Source organism: Rhizobium sp. LC145 (assembly GCF_001005825.1).
GTDB lineage: Bacteria > Pseudomonadota > Alphaproteobacteria > Rhizobiales > Rhizobiaceae > Neorhizobium.
The window spans coordinates 389,023-403,529 of sequence record NZ_LBHV01000001.1; the positions used below are offsets into that span (position 1 = coordinate 389,023).

A 14,507-nucleotide genomic window follows, 5' to 3' on the forward strand; every position below is an offset into this window, starting at 1 on the left:
ACACTTCACTCCTATGGTGCGCCGCTGCGAGCCCCCGCCCCCGAAGCATTAAGGTCGCAGCACAGAGGCCTGGTGGAGTGGAACCCGCCAGGCCTCTTTCATGTTCAGCTACGTCAAATGACCAATTTGTCGGGCACCCTTGGTGGCACTAGAATTTGGTTGCTGCGGCAATCCCACACCTGCTTGCGGTGGAGAGAGGTCCGCGCGTTCCCAACCAGCCTCGCGCGGGCCTCTCACCCGAGAGCAAGCGGGAACAGAACCTGTGCCGAAATGTTCGGGCAGGTCGCGGCTAAGCTGCCATTGACCTCCCCGCGACCGTAGGACCGGCAGGAGCGCGAACTGCCGGTCCTATGCTTGCCTTAATCGCCCAGGCGCAAAAATCAGCAGCTTGTGGTGCCGGTGCAAAGTATTACTGGACCTAGATCGGTGGCCTATGCGCCGACCGAGATTTGGTATATCCGGATCAATGTTGCATAAACTCGGTTGGCCCAGAAGACAGTAATGGACGCTCGCGCTATTCCCGCCTCAGAGAGGTCGCATCAAGCGGTCCCGCAAAGTAGACAAATATACTCTCTGGACCACCTACGTTTCTTTGCTGCGAGCTTGGTTTTCGCACATCATTTTAGCTTTAGCGTAGTGCCAAGCCAGTCACATGGGTGGATGCAATACATCGCTGAATCGTGGCTTCGATGGGGATCCAACGGAGTTTCACTATTTATCGTGCTCTCTGGTTTCATTTTTGTAACCATTTGCCACGGCAAAGAAATCATTTACCACAAGTTCATCATCAATCGGGTCCTGAGAATATTCCCGCTTCTGACCGTGGTAATGCTGTTGCTCCTGACGACAGCCAGGGCCTCATGGTCACCACTAGATCTGCTTCGTTTCATCCTCCTCCAGATGAACACAGGCAATGCCGTAACGGGTTGGGGGAATGAGTTTCTACCCTTTGGGATCACATGGACGATCGCGGTCGAATTCCAGTTCTACCTTCTGTTCCCGCTGCTTTTCGTCATTCTCAACCGCAGGGGTGGAGTTCAATCCATCCTCTGGATGATCTTGGCGTTCTATTTCCTTCGCCTTTTCCTCGGCCTAAGCAAAGGGGCCGAGATATATTACAATTCATACCACACACTGCTATCAAGGACCGATCAGTTCCTGATAGGTATGTTGGCCGCAAAGATTTGGATCACTAGTCGGCTTAACCGGAACGCCGCCCTATTTTTGTTATTCGCCGGACTTGGCATACTGACTGCCGATGTCCTTAACCATAAGGTCAACCTATATCGATTGACGATGGGCCTTACTGTCGAGGCGATTGCCTGGGCATTCGTAATCCTGGGATACGCCTCTATCTTCCGAGGGACTGGACTATTTTCCCGGCAGCTCGCGAAATTGGCGAATCTGACATTTTCCCTCTATCTTCTTCATCTGTTCTTTGGACGTCAGTTGTTTGAACGTGCGATTGAAAAAGGGTGGGGATTAGGTTCCCCGAGCCTAGATTTTCTACTCTATGCCTATCTCCCGACCCTCGCCTTGTCGGTCGTGACCTACATGGGGATAGAAAGACCCTTCCTGAAAATGAAGGTCAGCTATTTCCGCTAGACCACCCACCCCCTCAAAGTAGCGGTTCGGGACCGCTCCTTCTGTCTTGTTTCAGCTTCTTGATCGCGCGCACCGAAGAACCACATAAGGATCGCGGCAAGGCGCTCACCTCAGCAGCCAGCCGCAGGCCGGTGCCCAGTCTTGGGGTGCGCCGGCCGAAAGTCATCCGGCCGGCCACTCGATCGGCGCTATGCAGTCTCCAGCAGAGATATCCGTTCCGCCATCGCCTTCATTTCCGCTCTCTGCTCCAATACCATTAGCGTGAGGCTTTGAACGGCAGCTACGAGGTCAGGCGTCAATCGTCCGTGATCCACGGCCTGGTAGACCGGCCGTGTTCCCATCTTCACCCACTCAGCGCCCTCGATCTCGCCATTGCAGACGTTCTCAAAGACCTGTGCGGGAATGATCTGCTCCGACTGATCGCCCTGCGGCGGAATAACCTTCTCCGGGATGGTTGCCGTGCCGATGTCCTCCTCGGCATCTTTCTGGCCGCTCACAGCATGCGGTGCCGCCTGCTGAAGTTCGTGCGCGATGAAACCCGTCTGCAGTCCAGTCTCGGGATACTCCGACCAGGTGAAGCTCACCGGACGCATTGCCATCACCCGCAGGACCGCATCATCCAGCAGGTCGAATTGTTCGTCGGTGAGTGAGAAGCTTACCAGAGGCTCGACATTCGACTTCAGGCGGTAGTCGGACGCCGTCGAATAGGCGGTACCCGTGGCACTTGTATTAATGCTTCCGACATCGGTGTTCGCAGGGTTCTTGAACAAAATTGGCGCTGCCGTATCGACCCCGGCCCGCATGACAATGCCGTAACCTTGGTTGGCTCCGTAGCCAGACATGTAGAGCCGAGTGGCGTTCGCGACGGAACTGATGTCTAGCCATCCCGCAGGCGAAGCGTTTCCCATCAGGGCAATTGCGCCACTGGGAGTAATGCGGAGCCTACTGGAGTTGACCAACCCGCTGAAGAACCCGACGTCGAGCACTCCATTGCCAGCCAAATCCTGAAGAAGCGCCCAACTCCCAACCTGAATTCCGGCGCGTCTGGAAGCAGCGTGAGTAGACGCCGGCGCTACGAAGGCCGGCGGCGGAAAAGCTTCAGAGCTGGCCGCACCGGTAAGCACGCCGGTCATTGTGTCGCCAGCCTTGTTTACAGGGGTGAAGCCGAGCGAGTCCTGCTTGCCCGCGAGCGCTGCCTCGGTGGCAGTACTGACGGGCTTGTCGGCATCCGAGGTGTTGTCGACTTGATCAAGACCAATCCCTTGGCGAAACGCCGCCTCGTCTGCGTCGTCCAGGAGGGTCTTAGCGAAAGCGGATACACCCAACGTCGAAAGCAGCGCCGACGCATCCGGATCGTCCAGCAGCGTCCGAGCAAATGCCGTCAGCGCTGTGACATCCATCTGCCCCGCGCCGGTGAAGTACGGAAGCGTGTCTGCCGTGCCTTCAAGGCTTCCAAACGCCTCAAGATTTCCAGAACCGCCTAGCAAGTCCATCAAGGCGCGCGCCTGGGCGGAGAAGCGCGAGCCGTCACTCTGGTAGCGCAGGCGGTAGGAAGCACCCGAGAGCGCCCCTCCCTGCCACGGCTGGTCGAGCGTGAGGGCAGTGTTGCTTTCGACTGACCTCACGACGCCCGTATAGCCGTTTGCGAACAGCAGATCGCCCTCGCGGAAGCCTGCCGCCACCCAGCCTGTGTCAACACCGGTTACTGCTGTTCCGTCGGCCGCAACCGAAATCGTGCCGGAGGTGTAATCACTCAGCAGCGCCATTGTTCACCTCCTGCGGCTTAGTTTCAAGCGCAGCCGCCCTGGCTGCTTCAAGTTCCGCCCGCAACTGGTCGCGCTCGCTCGTCAGCTCGACGATCTGCTGCGCAAGGATGAGGGTGCGATTGCGCAGCATGGCTGCGAGCGCAGCTTCTTCGCGAAGCTGCGCCTCAAGACTGATGTTCATGGATTTCCTCAGCGTTTTTGCCACATCATCTTCGTGTCGAAGTTCGCGCCTGGCATGGTGCCGGTCGATTTCATGATCTGGACGCGGTAGGTGTTATTGCCGCGGATGTCGGCCACGGTGAGCGCCATGCTGTTGATGTCTCGGCTTTGCTGAGCCGACGAGCCCCCGGTCGAGAACGAGAACGAGTTGCTGAAAGCGACTTCGCCGGTCGTTTCGTTAACCACCCGCATGCTGAAGGTGCCGCTTGTATTCGGGCCGAGGCTACCGCTGTAGTTCCCGACGATGTGAAGCAAGACGGCCGTCGGGTTTGGGTTGGCAATCATCAAGGTGCCGATCGTCCACCAGACATTGTTCGCGTCGGTGAGCGCCAGACTGCCGGATCCATTGAACTGCGCACGAGCCGAGACGGAGTCGTAATCAAGGTTCGTCGTCCCAAATACGGCGTTGTTGATGACGGCATTCTCGATTTGCGCCCAGCCGATATTGACGTCGGTGATCTGCGCCCAATTGACGAACAACTCATTGGCGAAGATGGAGCCACCCTGCACCACGAAGGGGCGCTTGACGTCGTTGCCAGCGATGACCACGAACTGGTCGGCGTTGATCGCAACCCGGCTCAGGCCGCCAGCGATAGCATCAAGAAATATCGACGCCGAAGAAGTCTGGTCTCCTTCTGAAGCCGCAACGCTCAGGCCGATACGAGCAAGCGCGCCGGAAGGCGTCGCCTCGGTAGAAACCCGGAACTTGCCTTCAGCGGAGAACCGCCCAACCGTGCTATCGAGCTCGAGAATCGAGTTCGATACGGCGGTCACCTTCCCGTCGATCGTGCTGACCTCTGTCTGCAAAGCCGAGACAGCCGTAGCGACTGCTGGCAGACCGGTGTTCGGGTCAAAAACAGACGCGGTGAGGGTCTCAATACGCAGCGCAAGGGCGTGATCGGCTTCCGCCAGAACCTCAACCCTGCGCTCGTACTCAGCAGTCACCGTGTTATAGGTGACCTTCATCTGCTCACGAAGCTGCTGGCGCTCGTAGCTATTTCCACCTTCCTGGTCCGCGACACGCGCGTCCAGTTCCTCGAGCGTCTCATGGATGTCGCGAAGGCCGGTTCCGAGCCAGTCCTGATAATTCGCAAGATCAGGGCCGAGTTGGTCAAAGCCGACGACGCCGCTGTATGGATCGAAATCCAGGCCAGGCATCAACTTCACGTTATCGGTTGTGACGTCCAGCCAGCCGGACCAGTCAGCAGAGCGCGGCGAATCCGGCACGAACTGGCCGCGCACCTGATAGGTGGTGTTCGGCAGAAATGTACCGTTCAAAACCCACTGGTATGGCGCGTCATAAGCGGTACTGTCGCTGTCGAATACGACATCGCCGGAGGACTTCAGGCGCACCTGCACCCAGACATTGCGCACGTCGTCCTGATCCGGAGCGCAAATCACCCGGATCGAAGGGCGACGCGGATTTCCGTCGGAGTCGTAGAGGATTGCCGGCTCGACCTGCCACCCGTACATGGGCTGTGGTACAGGCCAGCCTGGAGCGATCGTGCCATCGACCGGCGGCCGATAGTCTGTCTCTTGATCCCAGTCGTAGTCGGTCGGGTCGACCTCGGTGATGTCGAGCACCACATCAAGGTTCGGCTGATCGATGACGCCATCAACGCGGAACTGCTTGTTGATGTAGCCGTTGCGCTCGCTCGTCCAGGCGATGACATCGCCGGGTTCAAGCACCCAGAACCGCGGTGGCATGACGATCGTGTGCCGGCGGGCTCTTCGAGCCTCAGCCAGCGCCGATTTCATCAACCGCTGGACCTGCCCCTTGTAGGGAACGAAGTCCAGATCCACGTCAGCGAGCAGCCGGCGGTTGCCGTCTTCCGCTTCATAGCCGGGATTGTAAAGCGGGGGCGCCTCTGCCGGGTTCCAGCCATTGTCCGGAGACGGATAGGTTGCCGTAATGCCGTTGACGGTATCGGAAAGTCCGAAGAACGGCGTGAAGCTCTGCGATTCCGTCGACAGGATGTCGTCGTCGGAGAAGAACATTGCCGGCGCGTCGGGTTCGCCCACGTATGGTTTGTAGACGCCGCCGATTTCGGCAAGCCTGCCCTGCCCTGCTGTAAGAATGCCTTCCAGCGCGTCTCGGATCGGAGCACCGACCTGAACCTCAGCGCCGGAGCGATAGGTTGGCTCGTTGCCATCTGGGCCAGCGATCAGCGCGCGGCATTTGGCAATCTGCTGGATCGCATGCGCAGCCGGAATGCGACGGATGCTGGTGTTCTGCAGGCCGTAGAGCCACTGCGTATTCCAGCGGATGCCGAGCAGCAGGTTGTAGACCTGAACCACCGGCAGATAGTCGCCGTCACCGCCCCATGTCGCCGGGTCGTTACGTCGCTGCGGTCCTACACCGCCCACCGTGTCATCGCGCGACGGGTCGTACTGACGCATGCCGTCAACGATGAACTTGAACTGCGGGAAGCCGGAATAGAGCTCGTCGTTTACGCGAGACGTGCAAATTGCATAGGCAATGCCTCGTCCAACGCGGCTTGGCTCATAGGGCCGCTCGCTACTGGAGACGGTGTTGACCACGAAGGAGTCGGACGTTGCCTGCGTGCCGTCGTAGAACTTTACCCAGAGGTGGTCTTTGCCGCCCTTGCGGTATTCGAGAACTGGAAAGCCATACTGCGCATGGGCCTGCGTTCCGAGCTCGCACAGAATGCCGTTAACCAGAATCCCGGTCAGCGCCTTTACCGGATAGTCGGCGAGCGAAATGACCTGGGTGATGTAGGCGTTCGGGGTGCCGCCCGACGAACCCCAGGTGTTGGCATAGACCAGCGATCCGGCCGTGGCGGTCTGTCCGACGACAATCGAGCGGGGAACGGTGCCACCGGTCTGAAGGCGCCCCTGCACGGAGAAGGATGCCTTGTCCTGCGGTTTGCCGGCGATCGCGCTGGCGAGCAGGTTGAGGCCAATGCCGGCGGCGGCCTTCAGGAGGGTAGCACCCAGTGCCGCCCAACCGCCAAGGAACGACGATACAGCCCCACCTATAGCAGCGCCAATCGCGCCGACGGCGGCGACGATGCCCGAAATAATAGCCATGATTGTCCTTGGGGATCAGCCGAGAGGCTTCACGAAATGCGTTTCGGCCGCGCGGTAGCCGCGGCGCTCGTAGATGCGCGAAACATCATTGGTGGAGAGCGCGGCCATGCTGATAACGGCGCAGCCCTTCGATGCGGCCCACGCCTCATAGGCGTCGAGCATGCGCATGCCTGCGCGGCCTCGATGGTCGGGCGCGATGTACCAGACCGTTTCCTTGGCCCAGAGGCCCGCGCCGAATGGATGATCGAACGCGGCGGCGAGCAGGACGCCTTGCGCCACGCCATCCACGTCGAGAACAATTGCGCACGCGGCATCGTCCTCCAGATGCATTTGAAAAAGCTTGTCGGCGCGTGCCGCTTCAAACGGGAAGGTGTAGCCGGCAGCCGCGTGGCTTTCCTCCAAGAGGCGGATCGCCCGCCACCTGTCGGATGGGGTTGCGCCCCTCACTATTGCCGCGGTCATTTCTCGTAGATGCCCTTGAGAAGCGGGCTGTCGCTCGACTTCTTACTGTCGATCTTGCCTTGCTTCCGGCCCCAGAACAGTTCCCACTCGCCCACGACCGCTGTGTCCTGATAGAAATTGTCGTTCGGATCGCGCAGCCTCTGGCTTGCGTCGGAGCGCGTGTCCGGGTTAGACCGCAGGATCTCCTGCGTATGCGAGGCGCAGGTCAGGACAACACCGCCGTCCTCGTTCTCGGATGGCGTCGTGATGTCGATCTTGTCGACGAAGCCGACGAAGCGCGGCTCTGCCGCCGCAACGAGCGTGCGGCTTTCCGGCGAAAACAGGCCTCGGAAGATTTCTACCTTCGCCTGTTTACAGTCGTAATCGCGCACCGTCTGCTGAACGAGATTGTCGATCTGGGACATCCGGATGCGAATGTTCTGGACCTCCATGGTGGAGACCAGCGGAATAGGATCGACCGAGATCAGCGTGCCGGAGCCGTGGAATGGCCGCACCACATCGGTGCCCGTTTCCGGGTCGATGACTGGCGCGTCCACCGAGCCGACGTCCGACCAGAAGCCGACCGATTCCGGCATGCCGGTGGAGCGGTTGCGCGCCACGATCCAGAGAAAATCGCGCGCGACAAGGCGCCTGTCGGCCAGAGCCGACAGGATTGCCGCTGGTAGCTGTCGCATTAGCGAGCCTCGATAGCCTGGAAGGAAATGCTGCCGCGCCCCGTTGACGGGTCGGCATCTGAATTGATGGAGCCGGGAACGATCCGCATTGGGCAGGATGGCCGCACAAGCGTTACGGCCGCAGGTGCTGATGCACCGGGCCAGAAGTGCGGGCGCACCTCAAACACCGGCGTGATGCCGGACCCACTTGCGGTCACCGCCTCCATGACGCGATGAAGGCCACTGCCCGCCACTTCGATGAGATCGCCGATGCTCAGCATGTAGCCAGCAGGCAAACCCACCAGCGTGCCGCTCTTGCGGTTTGTGCCGATCGACCCAAGCGTGACTGATCCGACGCCGAGGGCATCGTAAGCTGCCTTGGGATATGCGATCGGGTAGCACCGCGAGAGCGGATAACCCTTAAAGGTCTGCAGGCCGTTCTCGAGAGCGCCGAGGCGAGCGCGCCAAGTGTCCAATTCGTTCGGACGCAAGGAGCGAGACGACCAGGCCCCCTGCCAAAGCGGGGAGCCAAGGTCTTTCACATAGGTGACGCCGCCGGCCGTGCGCGACTGCTCTTGCCGAAACATCGGCTCGAATTTCGTCGACCAGCCGGGGAAGTCCGGAAGGAAGTCGATTGGGTAGGTTATTGCCATCTATTCAGGCCAGGATGGTAACGGTGCCCAAGCCAAAGCCAATCAGCATGACCTGGCGCGGTTCGCCGCTTTCGCCTTTTTCTGGCTGCCGGCTCTGGTCCTCGAACGAGGAGATCATGGCTTTTACATCGGCGACCGATCCGACAATACGCCCATCAGCTACAACAAGAGGATTGCCGTCTGCGTCGAAATGACGGCCAATTTCAACGTGCGAGTATTTCATTGCGGAGTCCTTTCGGGTGTGGTTCGATGCCGTTTTCTCAACAGGGGGTAGAAAATGGGCAACGACGGTCGGAACGAGATTGTGGATGGCTCAGTGGTGAAGCTCATCAAGGGGCCTCAGGGCTGGAGGCTCGAAATCCAACACAAAGACGGGGGCGTCTCAGGCCCGATGGCACCTTTCGAGACCCTTGAAGACGTCACCGGTTGGATAAAGGGGCACTACAACGTGAAATGATCGCCACTTTCACCCACCCCGACGGACGCCGGCTCGGCGCTCGGCGCTCACAAACGCACGCATGACCGCCAGCTCGATGTTATCCCAACGGATCGTCACCGGGTCTTCGCTAGTGTGTTTCTCAAGCGTCTGCTGGAGCCGGTCGATTTTGGACGCCGCCTCGCTCTTCTCAACGCACATTGCAGTTTCCTTCCCGGGGTTACCGAGCCCCATTCATCCGAACGCCTCTGGCGTTGGCGTCACTCACCGCATTAACCACGCGAGCCTCAAACGTTGCCCGATCGCGGGCCATCACCTGCTCAAGCCGCGCCACGGCCTCAACTGAGGCGCCGCGGGCGTCGATCTGAGGGGCGTAGGTTATGGATGGCGCGTTGCTGTTTGCGGCCGATTGCAGCCGTGGCATCCGCGGAGCACCGACCAAGCCGCCCTGCGCGTAGCCCTGCAACCTGCGAAGATTGTCCACGCCGATACGGCGCGTAGCCTCCGCGTCGAATACGTACTCGCCCTTATGGACTATGCCGGCAGGCTGGTACTTGCCGCCGGGGCCGGTATAGCCGCCGTCCGAATACAGCCCGACGGGAGCCGCGGGGAACTTAGAGCCGCCACCGCCGAAAAAGTCCAGTATCCCTGACAGGAAACCGCCGCCGCTGGATGCGCCATTAACCTGCAGAATGCTGTTCAGCACATCGTCAATGAGCTTGTCAGCAATCCTGCCGAGCGCATTTGCGAAGGCATCAGCAGCCTTCACTCCGTTCATCAGGTCGCTGACGAAACCCTTGGTGACGTCTTGAACGAGCTCGTTGTTCTCTTGTGCTACGCGAAGAGCTTCCGCCTGCTTTGCGTAGGCTTCGGCCTCACGCTGTATAGCGGCAATCTTCTGGTCGGAAAGTTGAATGCTTTCGACGTCAGTTTGATCTTTTTTGCGGGCCTCCTCACGAAGATGTTCAAGCGCCCTTTGCTCAAGCTCCAGCGCCGTTCGGCGCGCGATCTGCTGCTCATTCGACAAGCCGACGAGCTGCATCTCCTGCGCAAGTGCGGCAGTCCTATCCTTAATCGCCTGAATTTCTTCGCGAAACTGGTCGTCTGCGGTTTTTCGTGGCGCGCGAGAGGAACCACCCCTTGACCTAGAAGGAGCGTCTCCAAGAGTAACAGGGCGGCGACCCGGCGTTGGAACACCGGTCGTGTTGCCGTCAGAATTGATAACCGTAGGGTTCTGGTTGTTTATCCGACTTACAGCCTGCTGATACGCGTGCTCGATCTCTCTGACCGCGGCCTCGGTATTGTTCCGCGGGTCGGATAGGGCTTTGTCGCGGATCCGAGCGGCTTGCTCGAGGTCGGTGAACTGCGTTGGCGCAATACCGGAAAGATCCTGCAGTGCTTTCGATAGCGCGGCCACCCCTGCAACTTGGTTGACAGCGGTTCCGCCGATCAGTTCAAGCTGGTGCACCATCCCCGGAATGGATCTGGCAAGTTTCACGACCTCAGGATCGAAGTCGCGCATTTCCTTTGCAAGTTCTCGAACCCTCTCCGGCACTTCTTCATCGTTGGCGATTTCCGCCATCGCATTGCGGAAACTGATAAGGTCCGGCTCGCCCTCGCGGATTGAAGTGCGCAGGTCGATGAACGCTTGCCGCCACTCCTTGACGGTTTCTGTGCTCGTCTGCCCAGCAAATGGATCGATGAATTGCGAGTATGTTGATCTGGCTGCCGCGGCGTCGATGATGCCCTGGCGAGCGTCCTCAAGCCGGTCTCTTATGTCCGTAATCGTTCCGGACATGCCCTCGTTGACGTACTCTCGCAGGCCTTCGGCCGCCTCTCCGTACCGCTCCCTCAGAAGCGAAATGGTTTCCGCGTGACCTTTAAGGATTTCGTCTGCAGACTTTACATCACCCGCACTGGTAACGTACTGGATGAGCGCTGCGGACGCGCCGATAACACCGATCGTAACCAGCGAAACCGGATTAAGTATCTGCGCGAATGCGCCTGCAACGGCAGGACCGATGGCAGATCCACTCGCGCGTATGTCGTTGAAAACCTGCGATACTTGCGGACCCTGTTGAAGAGCGACCGTCCACCACGGCATGAACGCGGCTGTGGTCGCAACGTCGAAACCCTGCGCCGCTAGATTCGAGGTGTTGAAGCTGTTAGCTCCACCCGGCCCACCGGAGGTAACAACCCTCGCCTGTAGCGCTTGGTTGCGTCCCTTGATTGCCGCAGTCGCAGCTAGAGCCGCTTGCCGCTCCCGCTGGATCGCGGATGTCATCTCATCGGCTGAAATGGCTCCGAGAGCGTGGGCGCGGCGAATGTCTGTAACCGCGGTCTTGTATGTGTTTATGGTCGCGAATAGCGGCGAATAGCGAGCGCGGAGGCGCTCAAGCTCTTTCGCCTGGTCGGCGAGAGCGCCGTTCCATTCTTTGGTTGCTTTCACGCCAACGCCGGTTAGCGCGTCAATGCGCTGCTGCATGGCGGTCGTCATTGATTTGTCAATGCCGCGGCCCAACTGGGCGAATTTCTTCTCGATGGAGCCAGTCGTTGCCCCGATATCCGCCTCGAGCCGACGGATGCCCCGCTTGACCGCCGCCAGATCGGTGCTGATACTAATGACGAGATCGTCACTCATTTCATTCATGTGACGGCGTCCTAAAACAAAAAGGCCCGCGACAAAGCGGGCTGGAGGCTGGAGGGGAGATGGCTAAGTGCAACCAGTGCGGGCTGGATAAGCCCAAAGACGAGGTCTATCTCGGCGTATGCGATGACTGCTACCACGGGAGGGCTGCCCCCGCACCGACAGCGGCGAAAGTCACCGACAGCCACGACCACATCATCCTGACCACTTCCATCGACGTGCCAAAACGGAAAGTAGATTCAGTAGTCTCTATTGTGGCGACTGAGGCTGCTCTGGGGATGAATATCTTGCGCGATATCGCGAACAGCTTCCGCGACACGTTCGGAGGCCGATCGGAATCTTCACAGAAAGTGCTGGCGGAAGCGCGGCGAGCATGTCTCGATGATCTTAAGCGGGAGGCGGCGAAAGTTGGCGCCGATGCAGTCATCGCGGTCGATATTCATTACAACGAGATATCGACGGGAGGTTCGGGCGGCGGCATCTTATTCGTTGCCGCCTCCGGCACGGCTGTAAGACTCGAGCCGCCTGCGAGCCTCGCCCTCGCGTCCTAACCGCCATACTTCCTAGCCAGCGCCTCGACCTCGTCTTCAGACGGAGCCTCGGTCTTCGGCTTGACGCCGTTCGCGAGGTTCCAGCCTTCGATGGCCTGGAAGAATTCTGTGATCGTGGCAGACCAGAACTCTGAGGGGCGCCAACCAAGCGCCCCCAGACCGCTCTTCATCCAGTCTCGCCATGGAAACGGCGTTTCTACGTCGCCGCCTCGGCTGCGGCCTCGGCGTTTCCCTCGTCACCGTCAAAGTGGTGGGACAGGGCGGCGGAAAATGCTGCCGCGCACGCCGTAAAGTGCTTAAGCTTAAGCGCATCTATCGCGGCAAGTTTGTCACCCCTCACAGTCAGGCAGTCAATGGCGGCCACCGTGGCAGCTACCTCGACACCTGAGAGGCGCACGAATAGGTCAGCAAGCGACTTGCATTCGAGCCGGGTTGAAACCCTGGAAAGGCCTCCCAGTTCCGCGGCAATCACAAGCGGAACCTTATCGACCCATAGGCCAACTTCTCCGCGGGCGCCATTCACTTCCAACGGGAACGGCTTCGCTTCAGTAGCGGCCATGGTTTATGCCTCGACTTCAAACGTAAGCGGGCCAGCTGCAACGAAGGTTGCAGAGAAGTCCATATTACCTTCCATCTCGCCGCTGAACTCGAACTCCGAGACGAACCAGGCGCCGGTATAAGTGCCGAGACCCGGAACAATGACCTTCGCGTTGAACACGGTCGCGTCGTTGACGTGGGTCATGAAAGTGGTGGAGTTGGCACTCTTCACGAACTTTCCGGAACCACTAAACGTGCGGTTTTTGATGCCAGGCTCTGCGGTACGCTGCGGTGTGTTACCGGGATTGGCGCAGTCTGGAATGGTCGTGTCGACTTCGTTCGCCGACATATTGAAACTGCGGGTGGTAATGCCGCAGAGATTCGAAAATACTTCTGGGGTAGCGCCGTTTCCGATCTGAATCAGCAGAAGGCGGCCAACCTGTTGTCCGTCAGGCATTTACAGTCTCCAATGTGTGGTGTGGTGGTGCCCGCCTCTGTTGGTCAGGGCGTCTCTATGATCGCGGCGAAGTCCACGACGGCATGGCCGGTAATGCCATCTACGTCATAGAAGACCCGCTCACCGTGGTGCTCGAGTGTCACCAATCTTTTCGTTGGTAGAGCCAGCGGATAGTCATGAAGGGCCGTTGCCACGGCATCGGCAATGGCGCGAACGTCTTGCAGAGAATTACTAGAGATGCTGTAGGCATGGACCGTCAGATCGACGGTCGTAGACCTTCGGCACGTAACATCGCTACGCCGGGTGACAGCCTCCCCCATAGCAACATATGGCGGGCGCTCCTCGTCGGGGACTCGTAGGAAAACCCTATTGGCGCCAATCAGCGCCGTGAGCGGCGCATACGTCCGCAATCTGGCGGTCGCTAGACCAACCAGTTCATGCGATGGCGCACTCATGCTACTTCTTTCTGGATTGACGGATTGCCCTGTTGAGGGCGTTCCGAACATTCTTTAGCGCAGTAGGGCGATATTCTCGCCACGTCGGAAAAATGTGGGGGAAAGGCCGCGACCCAGGGTGTTGATAGCCGCCCCCCTCTCGCACCTTCATCTGACCCAGCACGGTTCCGCCGCCCTTTTGGGTATTGTGAGGAGCCGTGCCAAACTCCAGGAAACGCCAAATGAATTTGGCGAAGAGCCCTGCCGCGGTGGGATCCTTGCTTGACGCCCGGCCCGCGGCCTCCTGAATAGGCCTGTCGCTTAGTTGGTCACCCTCGATGCTTTCCATGTAATCGAGCGTTGCACCAGTAGGCGCTCTGGTACGAACGCGACTGGCCAACTCGTCCATTGCATTGAGCTTGGCCTCTGCCGTGTACCGATCCGCATTCGGAACGAGTTCATTGAGACGGCGCATTAACGCCTGCCGGCCGACGACTTTAGCTTTCAGCATCAGGACGGCTCTCCGTCAACGATCAGCATCTCCAGGTATTGGTTCTTCTGATCCGGATCCGATATCGCCTTGATGTTGAAAACCCTTTTATCGTTCCGCGCATCCACGAGACGCCATGCGGTGGTCACCTGCCTCGTGTTGGGGCTGGACCTGACGCGGGCCGTATAGGGTTGAATGCCCTGCAGTCGGCTTGCCATGACGGACTCTCCGCCAAGACGAGGAACAAGTTCAGCATAATCCTCAAACACAGTAGCGAACACATCGGAAGGTATAGGGTTGCCGTACTCGTCAGGCCCCATTCCTTTGGCTTGAAAGAGCATGCGCTGTCGCAGCCCACCCGCACCGGACTTACGAGCCATAGGGAACCCTCTCCGCGTCGTTCGGGCGCCTGACTATCTCGCCGCGTCCGGTCGCCACAGCTTTAGCGGCAGCGTCTCGTGTGACGAGCTTGGTGGTGCCGGCCTTAAAGGCGACCGTGAAACCAGGCTGGCGCCAATCAAAGTCTTTGGTGAAGCGGACCCAGGG

At 59.3% G+C, this 14,507-nt stretch carries 17 protein-coding genes and 1 pseudogene; 3 read left to right on the top strand and 15 right to left on the bottom strand.

The window, feature by feature from the left end; all coding sequences use genetic code 11:
• The first annotated feature begins 501 nt into the window (after nucleotides 1-501).
• Nucleotides 502-1,605: an acyltransferase gene (locus YH62_RS01975; protein ID WP_046792461.1), complete on the top strand. Its 1,104-nt coding sequence runs from the start codon at nucleotides 502-504 to the stop codon at nucleotides 1,603-1,605.
• A gap of 188 nt (nucleotides 1,606-1,793) precedes the next feature.
• On the opposite strand, the gene YH62_RS29055 is transcribed toward YH62_RS01975, so the two are convergent.
• Genes YH62_RS29055 through YH62_RS02015 form a run of 7 tightly spaced genes read right to left on the bottom strand, consistent with a single transcriptional unit; the run spans nucleotide 1,794 to nucleotide 8,632 of the window.
• Nucleotides 1,794-3,371: a tail fiber domain-containing protein gene (locus tag YH62_RS29055; RefSeq protein WP_052760325.1), complete on the bottom strand. Its 1,578-nt coding sequence runs from the start codon at nucleotides 3,369-3,371 to the stop codon at nucleotides 1,794-1,796.
• Complete coding sequence (locus YH62_RS01990) at nucleotides 3,355-3,552, bottom strand: hypothetical protein (protein WP_046792462.1); 198 nt, start codon at nucleotides 3,550-3,552, stop codon at nucleotides 3,355-3,357. Before YH62_RS01990 ends, YH62_RS29055 begins: the two co-directional genes overlap by 17 nt.
• Nucleotides 3,553-3,560: 8 nt before the next feature.
• Nucleotides 3,561-6,641 (bottom strand): phage tail protein, encoded by a 3,081-nt coding sequence (locus YH62_RS01995; protein ID WP_052760326.1) that lies wholly within the window; start codon nucleotides 6,639-6,641, stop codon nucleotides 3,561-3,563.
• A 15-nt stretch (nucleotides 6,642-6,656) separates the two neighbouring features.
• Entirely contained in the window at nucleotides 6,657-7,103 is a 447-nt protein-coding gene (locus tag YH62_RS02000) for a GNAT family N-acetyltransferase (protein ID WP_046792463.1), read from the bottom strand.
• Nucleotides 7,100-7,777 (bottom strand): hypothetical protein, encoded by a 678-nt coding sequence (locus tag YH62_RS02005; RefSeq protein ID WP_046792464.1) that lies wholly within the window; start codon nucleotides 7,775-7,777, stop codon nucleotides 7,100-7,102. Before YH62_RS02005 ends, YH62_RS02000 begins: the two co-directional genes overlap by 4 nt.
• Entirely contained in the window at nucleotides 7,777-8,409 is a 633-nt protein-coding gene (locus tag YH62_RS02010; protein WP_046792465.1) for a hypothetical protein, read from the bottom strand. The genes YH62_RS02005 and YH62_RS02010 overlap by 1 nt, the downstream gene beginning before the upstream one ends.
• Nucleotides 8,410-8,413: 4 nt before the next feature.
• Nucleotides 8,414-8,632 (bottom strand): hypothetical protein, encoded by a 219-nt coding sequence (locus YH62_RS02015; protein ID WP_046792466.1) that lies wholly within the window; start codon nucleotides 8,630-8,632, stop codon nucleotides 8,414-8,416.
• 54 nt (nucleotides 8,633-8,686) lie between these two features.
• Here YH62_RS02015 and YH62_RS02020 point away from each other — a divergent pair, with 54 nt between their 5' ends.
• Nucleotides 8,687-8,866, top strand: a complete 180-nt coding sequence (locus YH62_RS02020) for a hypothetical protein (protein ID WP_046792467.1) — start codon at nucleotides 8,687-8,689, stop codon at nucleotides 8,864-8,866.
• A gap of 9 nt (nucleotides 8,867-8,875) precedes the next feature.
• Here the strand turns inward: YH62_RS02020 and YH62_RS29970 are convergent, their stop codons facing one another.
• Together YH62_RS29970 and YH62_RS30705 are read right to left on the bottom strand one after the other, a co-directional pair.
• Complete coding sequence (locus YH62_RS29970) at nucleotides 8,876-9,046, bottom strand: hypothetical protein (protein ID WP_156176921.1); 171 nt, start codon at nucleotides 9,044-9,046, stop codon at nucleotides 8,876-8,878.
• Nucleotides 9,047-9,065: 19 nt separating this feature from the next.
• The gene (locus tag YH62_RS30705; protein WP_046792468.1) at nucleotides 9,066-11,495 is read right to left on the bottom strand and encodes a phage tail length tape measure family protein; all 2,430 of its coding nucleotides are present in this window, start codon (nucleotides 11,493-11,495) and stop codon (nucleotides 9,066-9,068) included.
• Nucleotides 11,496-11,554: 59 nt separating this feature from the next.
• Here YH62_RS30705 and YH62_RS02030 point away from each other — a divergent pair, with 59 nt between their 5' ends.
• Nucleotides 11,555-12,043: a YbjQ family protein gene (locus YH62_RS02030; protein WP_052760327.1), complete on the top strand. Its 489-nt coding sequence runs from the start codon at nucleotides 11,555-11,557 to the stop codon at nucleotides 12,041-12,043.
• Here the strand turns inward: YH62_RS02030 and YH62_RS29310 are convergent.
• The 6 genes and pseudogenes from YH62_RS29310 to YH62_RS02055 form a co-directional block, all read right to left on the bottom strand.
• A pseudogene (locus tag YH62_RS29310) lies at nucleotides 12,040-12,219 on the bottom strand (phage tail assembly chaperone); the annotation flags it as partial. The gene YH62_RS02030 and the pseudogene YH62_RS29310 sit on opposite strands and share 4 nt — an antisense overlap.
• Nucleotides 12,220-12,239: 20 nt before the next feature.
• On the bottom strand, nucleotides 12,240-12,602 hold the full coding sequence (locus YH62_RS02035; RefSeq protein ID WP_046792469.1) for a hypothetical protein: 363 nt from the start codon (nucleotides 12,600-12,602) through the stop codon (nucleotides 12,240-12,242).
• A gap of 3 nt (nucleotides 12,603-12,605) precedes the next feature.
• Complete coding sequence (locus YH62_RS02040) at nucleotides 12,606-13,037, bottom strand: phage tail tube protein (RefSeq protein ID WP_046792470.1); 432 nt, start codon at nucleotides 13,035-13,037, stop codon at nucleotides 12,606-12,608.
• 44 nt (nucleotides 13,038-13,081) lie between these two features.
• Nucleotides 13,082-13,543 (bottom strand): DUF3168 domain-containing protein, encoded by a 462-nt coding sequence (locus tag YH62_RS02045; RefSeq protein ID WP_082118210.1) that lies wholly within the window; start codon nucleotides 13,541-13,543, stop codon nucleotides 13,082-13,084.
• Nucleotides 13,494-13,982: a hypothetical protein gene (locus YH62_RS02050; protein WP_046792472.1), complete on the bottom strand. Its 489-nt coding sequence runs from the start codon at nucleotides 13,980-13,982 to the stop codon at nucleotides 13,494-13,496. The genes YH62_RS02045 and YH62_RS02050 overlap by 50 nt, the downstream gene beginning before the upstream one ends.
• A complete protein-coding gene (locus tag YH62_RS02055) occupies nucleotides 13,982-14,341 on the bottom strand; it encodes a head-tail adaptor protein (protein ID WP_046792473.1) in 360 nt (119 codons plus the stop codon). Before YH62_RS02055 ends, YH62_RS02050 begins: the two co-directional genes overlap by 1 nt.
• Between the last annotated feature and the right edge of the window lie 166 nt (nucleotides 14,342-14,507).

Coding starts and splice junctions, on each gene's coding strand:
- YH62_RS29055 (WP_052760325.1), bottom strand. CDS start 3,371: ATGGCGCTGCTGAGTGATTACACCTCCGGCACGATTTCGGTTGCGGCC.
- YH62_RS02030 (WP_052760327.1), top strand. CDS start 11,555: ATGGCTAAGTGCAACCAGTGCGGGCTGGATAAGCCCAAAGACGAGGTC.
- YH62_RS02005 (WP_046792464.1), bottom strand. CDS start 7,777: ATGCGACAGCTACCAGCGGCAATCCTGTCGGCTCTGGCCGACAGGCGC.
- YH62_RS29970 (WP_156176921.1), bottom strand. CDS start 9,046: ATGTGCGTTGAGAAGAGCGAGGCGGCGTCCAAAATCGACCGGCTCCAG.
- YH62_RS02055 (WP_046792473.1), bottom strand. CDS start 14,341: ATGGCTCGTAAGTCCGGTGCGGGTGGGCTGCGACAGCGCATGCTCTTT.
- YH62_RS01995 (WP_052760326.1), bottom strand. CDS start 6,641: ATGGCTATTATTTCGGGCATCGTCGCCGCCGTCGGCGCGATTGGCGCT.
- YH62_RS02045 (WP_082118210.1), bottom strand. CDS start 13,543: ATGTTCGGAACGCCCTCAACAGGGCAATCCGTCAATCCAGAAAGAAGT.
- YH62_RS30705 (WP_046792468.1), bottom strand. CDS start 11,495: ATGAATGAAATGAGTGACGATCTCGTCATTAGTATCAGCACCGATCTG.
- YH62_RS02010 (WP_046792465.1), bottom strand. CDS start 8,409: ATGGCAATAACCTACCCAATCGACTTCCTTCCGGACTTCCCCGGCTGG.
- YH62_RS02035 (WP_046792469.1), bottom strand. CDS start 12,602: ATGGCCGCTACTGAAGCGAAGCCGTTCCCGTTGGAAGTGAATGGCGCC.
- YH62_RS02050 (WP_046792472.1), bottom strand. CDS start 13,982: ATGCTGAAAGCTAAAGTCGTCGGCCGGCAGGCGTTAATGCGCCGTCTC.
- YH62_RS02015 (WP_046792466.1), bottom strand. CDS start 8,632: ATGAAATACTCGCACGTTGAAATTGGCCGTCATTTCGACGCAGACGGC.
- YH62_RS01975 (WP_046792461.1), top strand. CDS start 502: ATGGACGCTCGCGCTATTCCCGCCTCAGAGAGGTCGCATCAAGCGGTC.
- YH62_RS02040 (WP_046792470.1), bottom strand. CDS start 13,037: ATGCCTGACGGACAACAGGTTGGCCGCCTTCTGCTGATTCAGATCGGA.
- YH62_RS01990 (WP_046792462.1), bottom strand. CDS start 3,552: ATGAACATCAGTCTTGAGGCGCAGCTTCGCGAAGAAGCTGCGCTCGCA.
- YH62_RS02020 (WP_046792467.1), top strand. CDS start 8,687: ATGGGCAACGACGGTCGGAACGAGATTGTGGATGGCTCAGTGGTGAAG.
- YH62_RS02000 (WP_046792463.1), bottom strand. CDS start 7,103: ATGACCGCGGCAATAGTGAGGGGCGCAACCCCATCCGACAGGTGGCGG.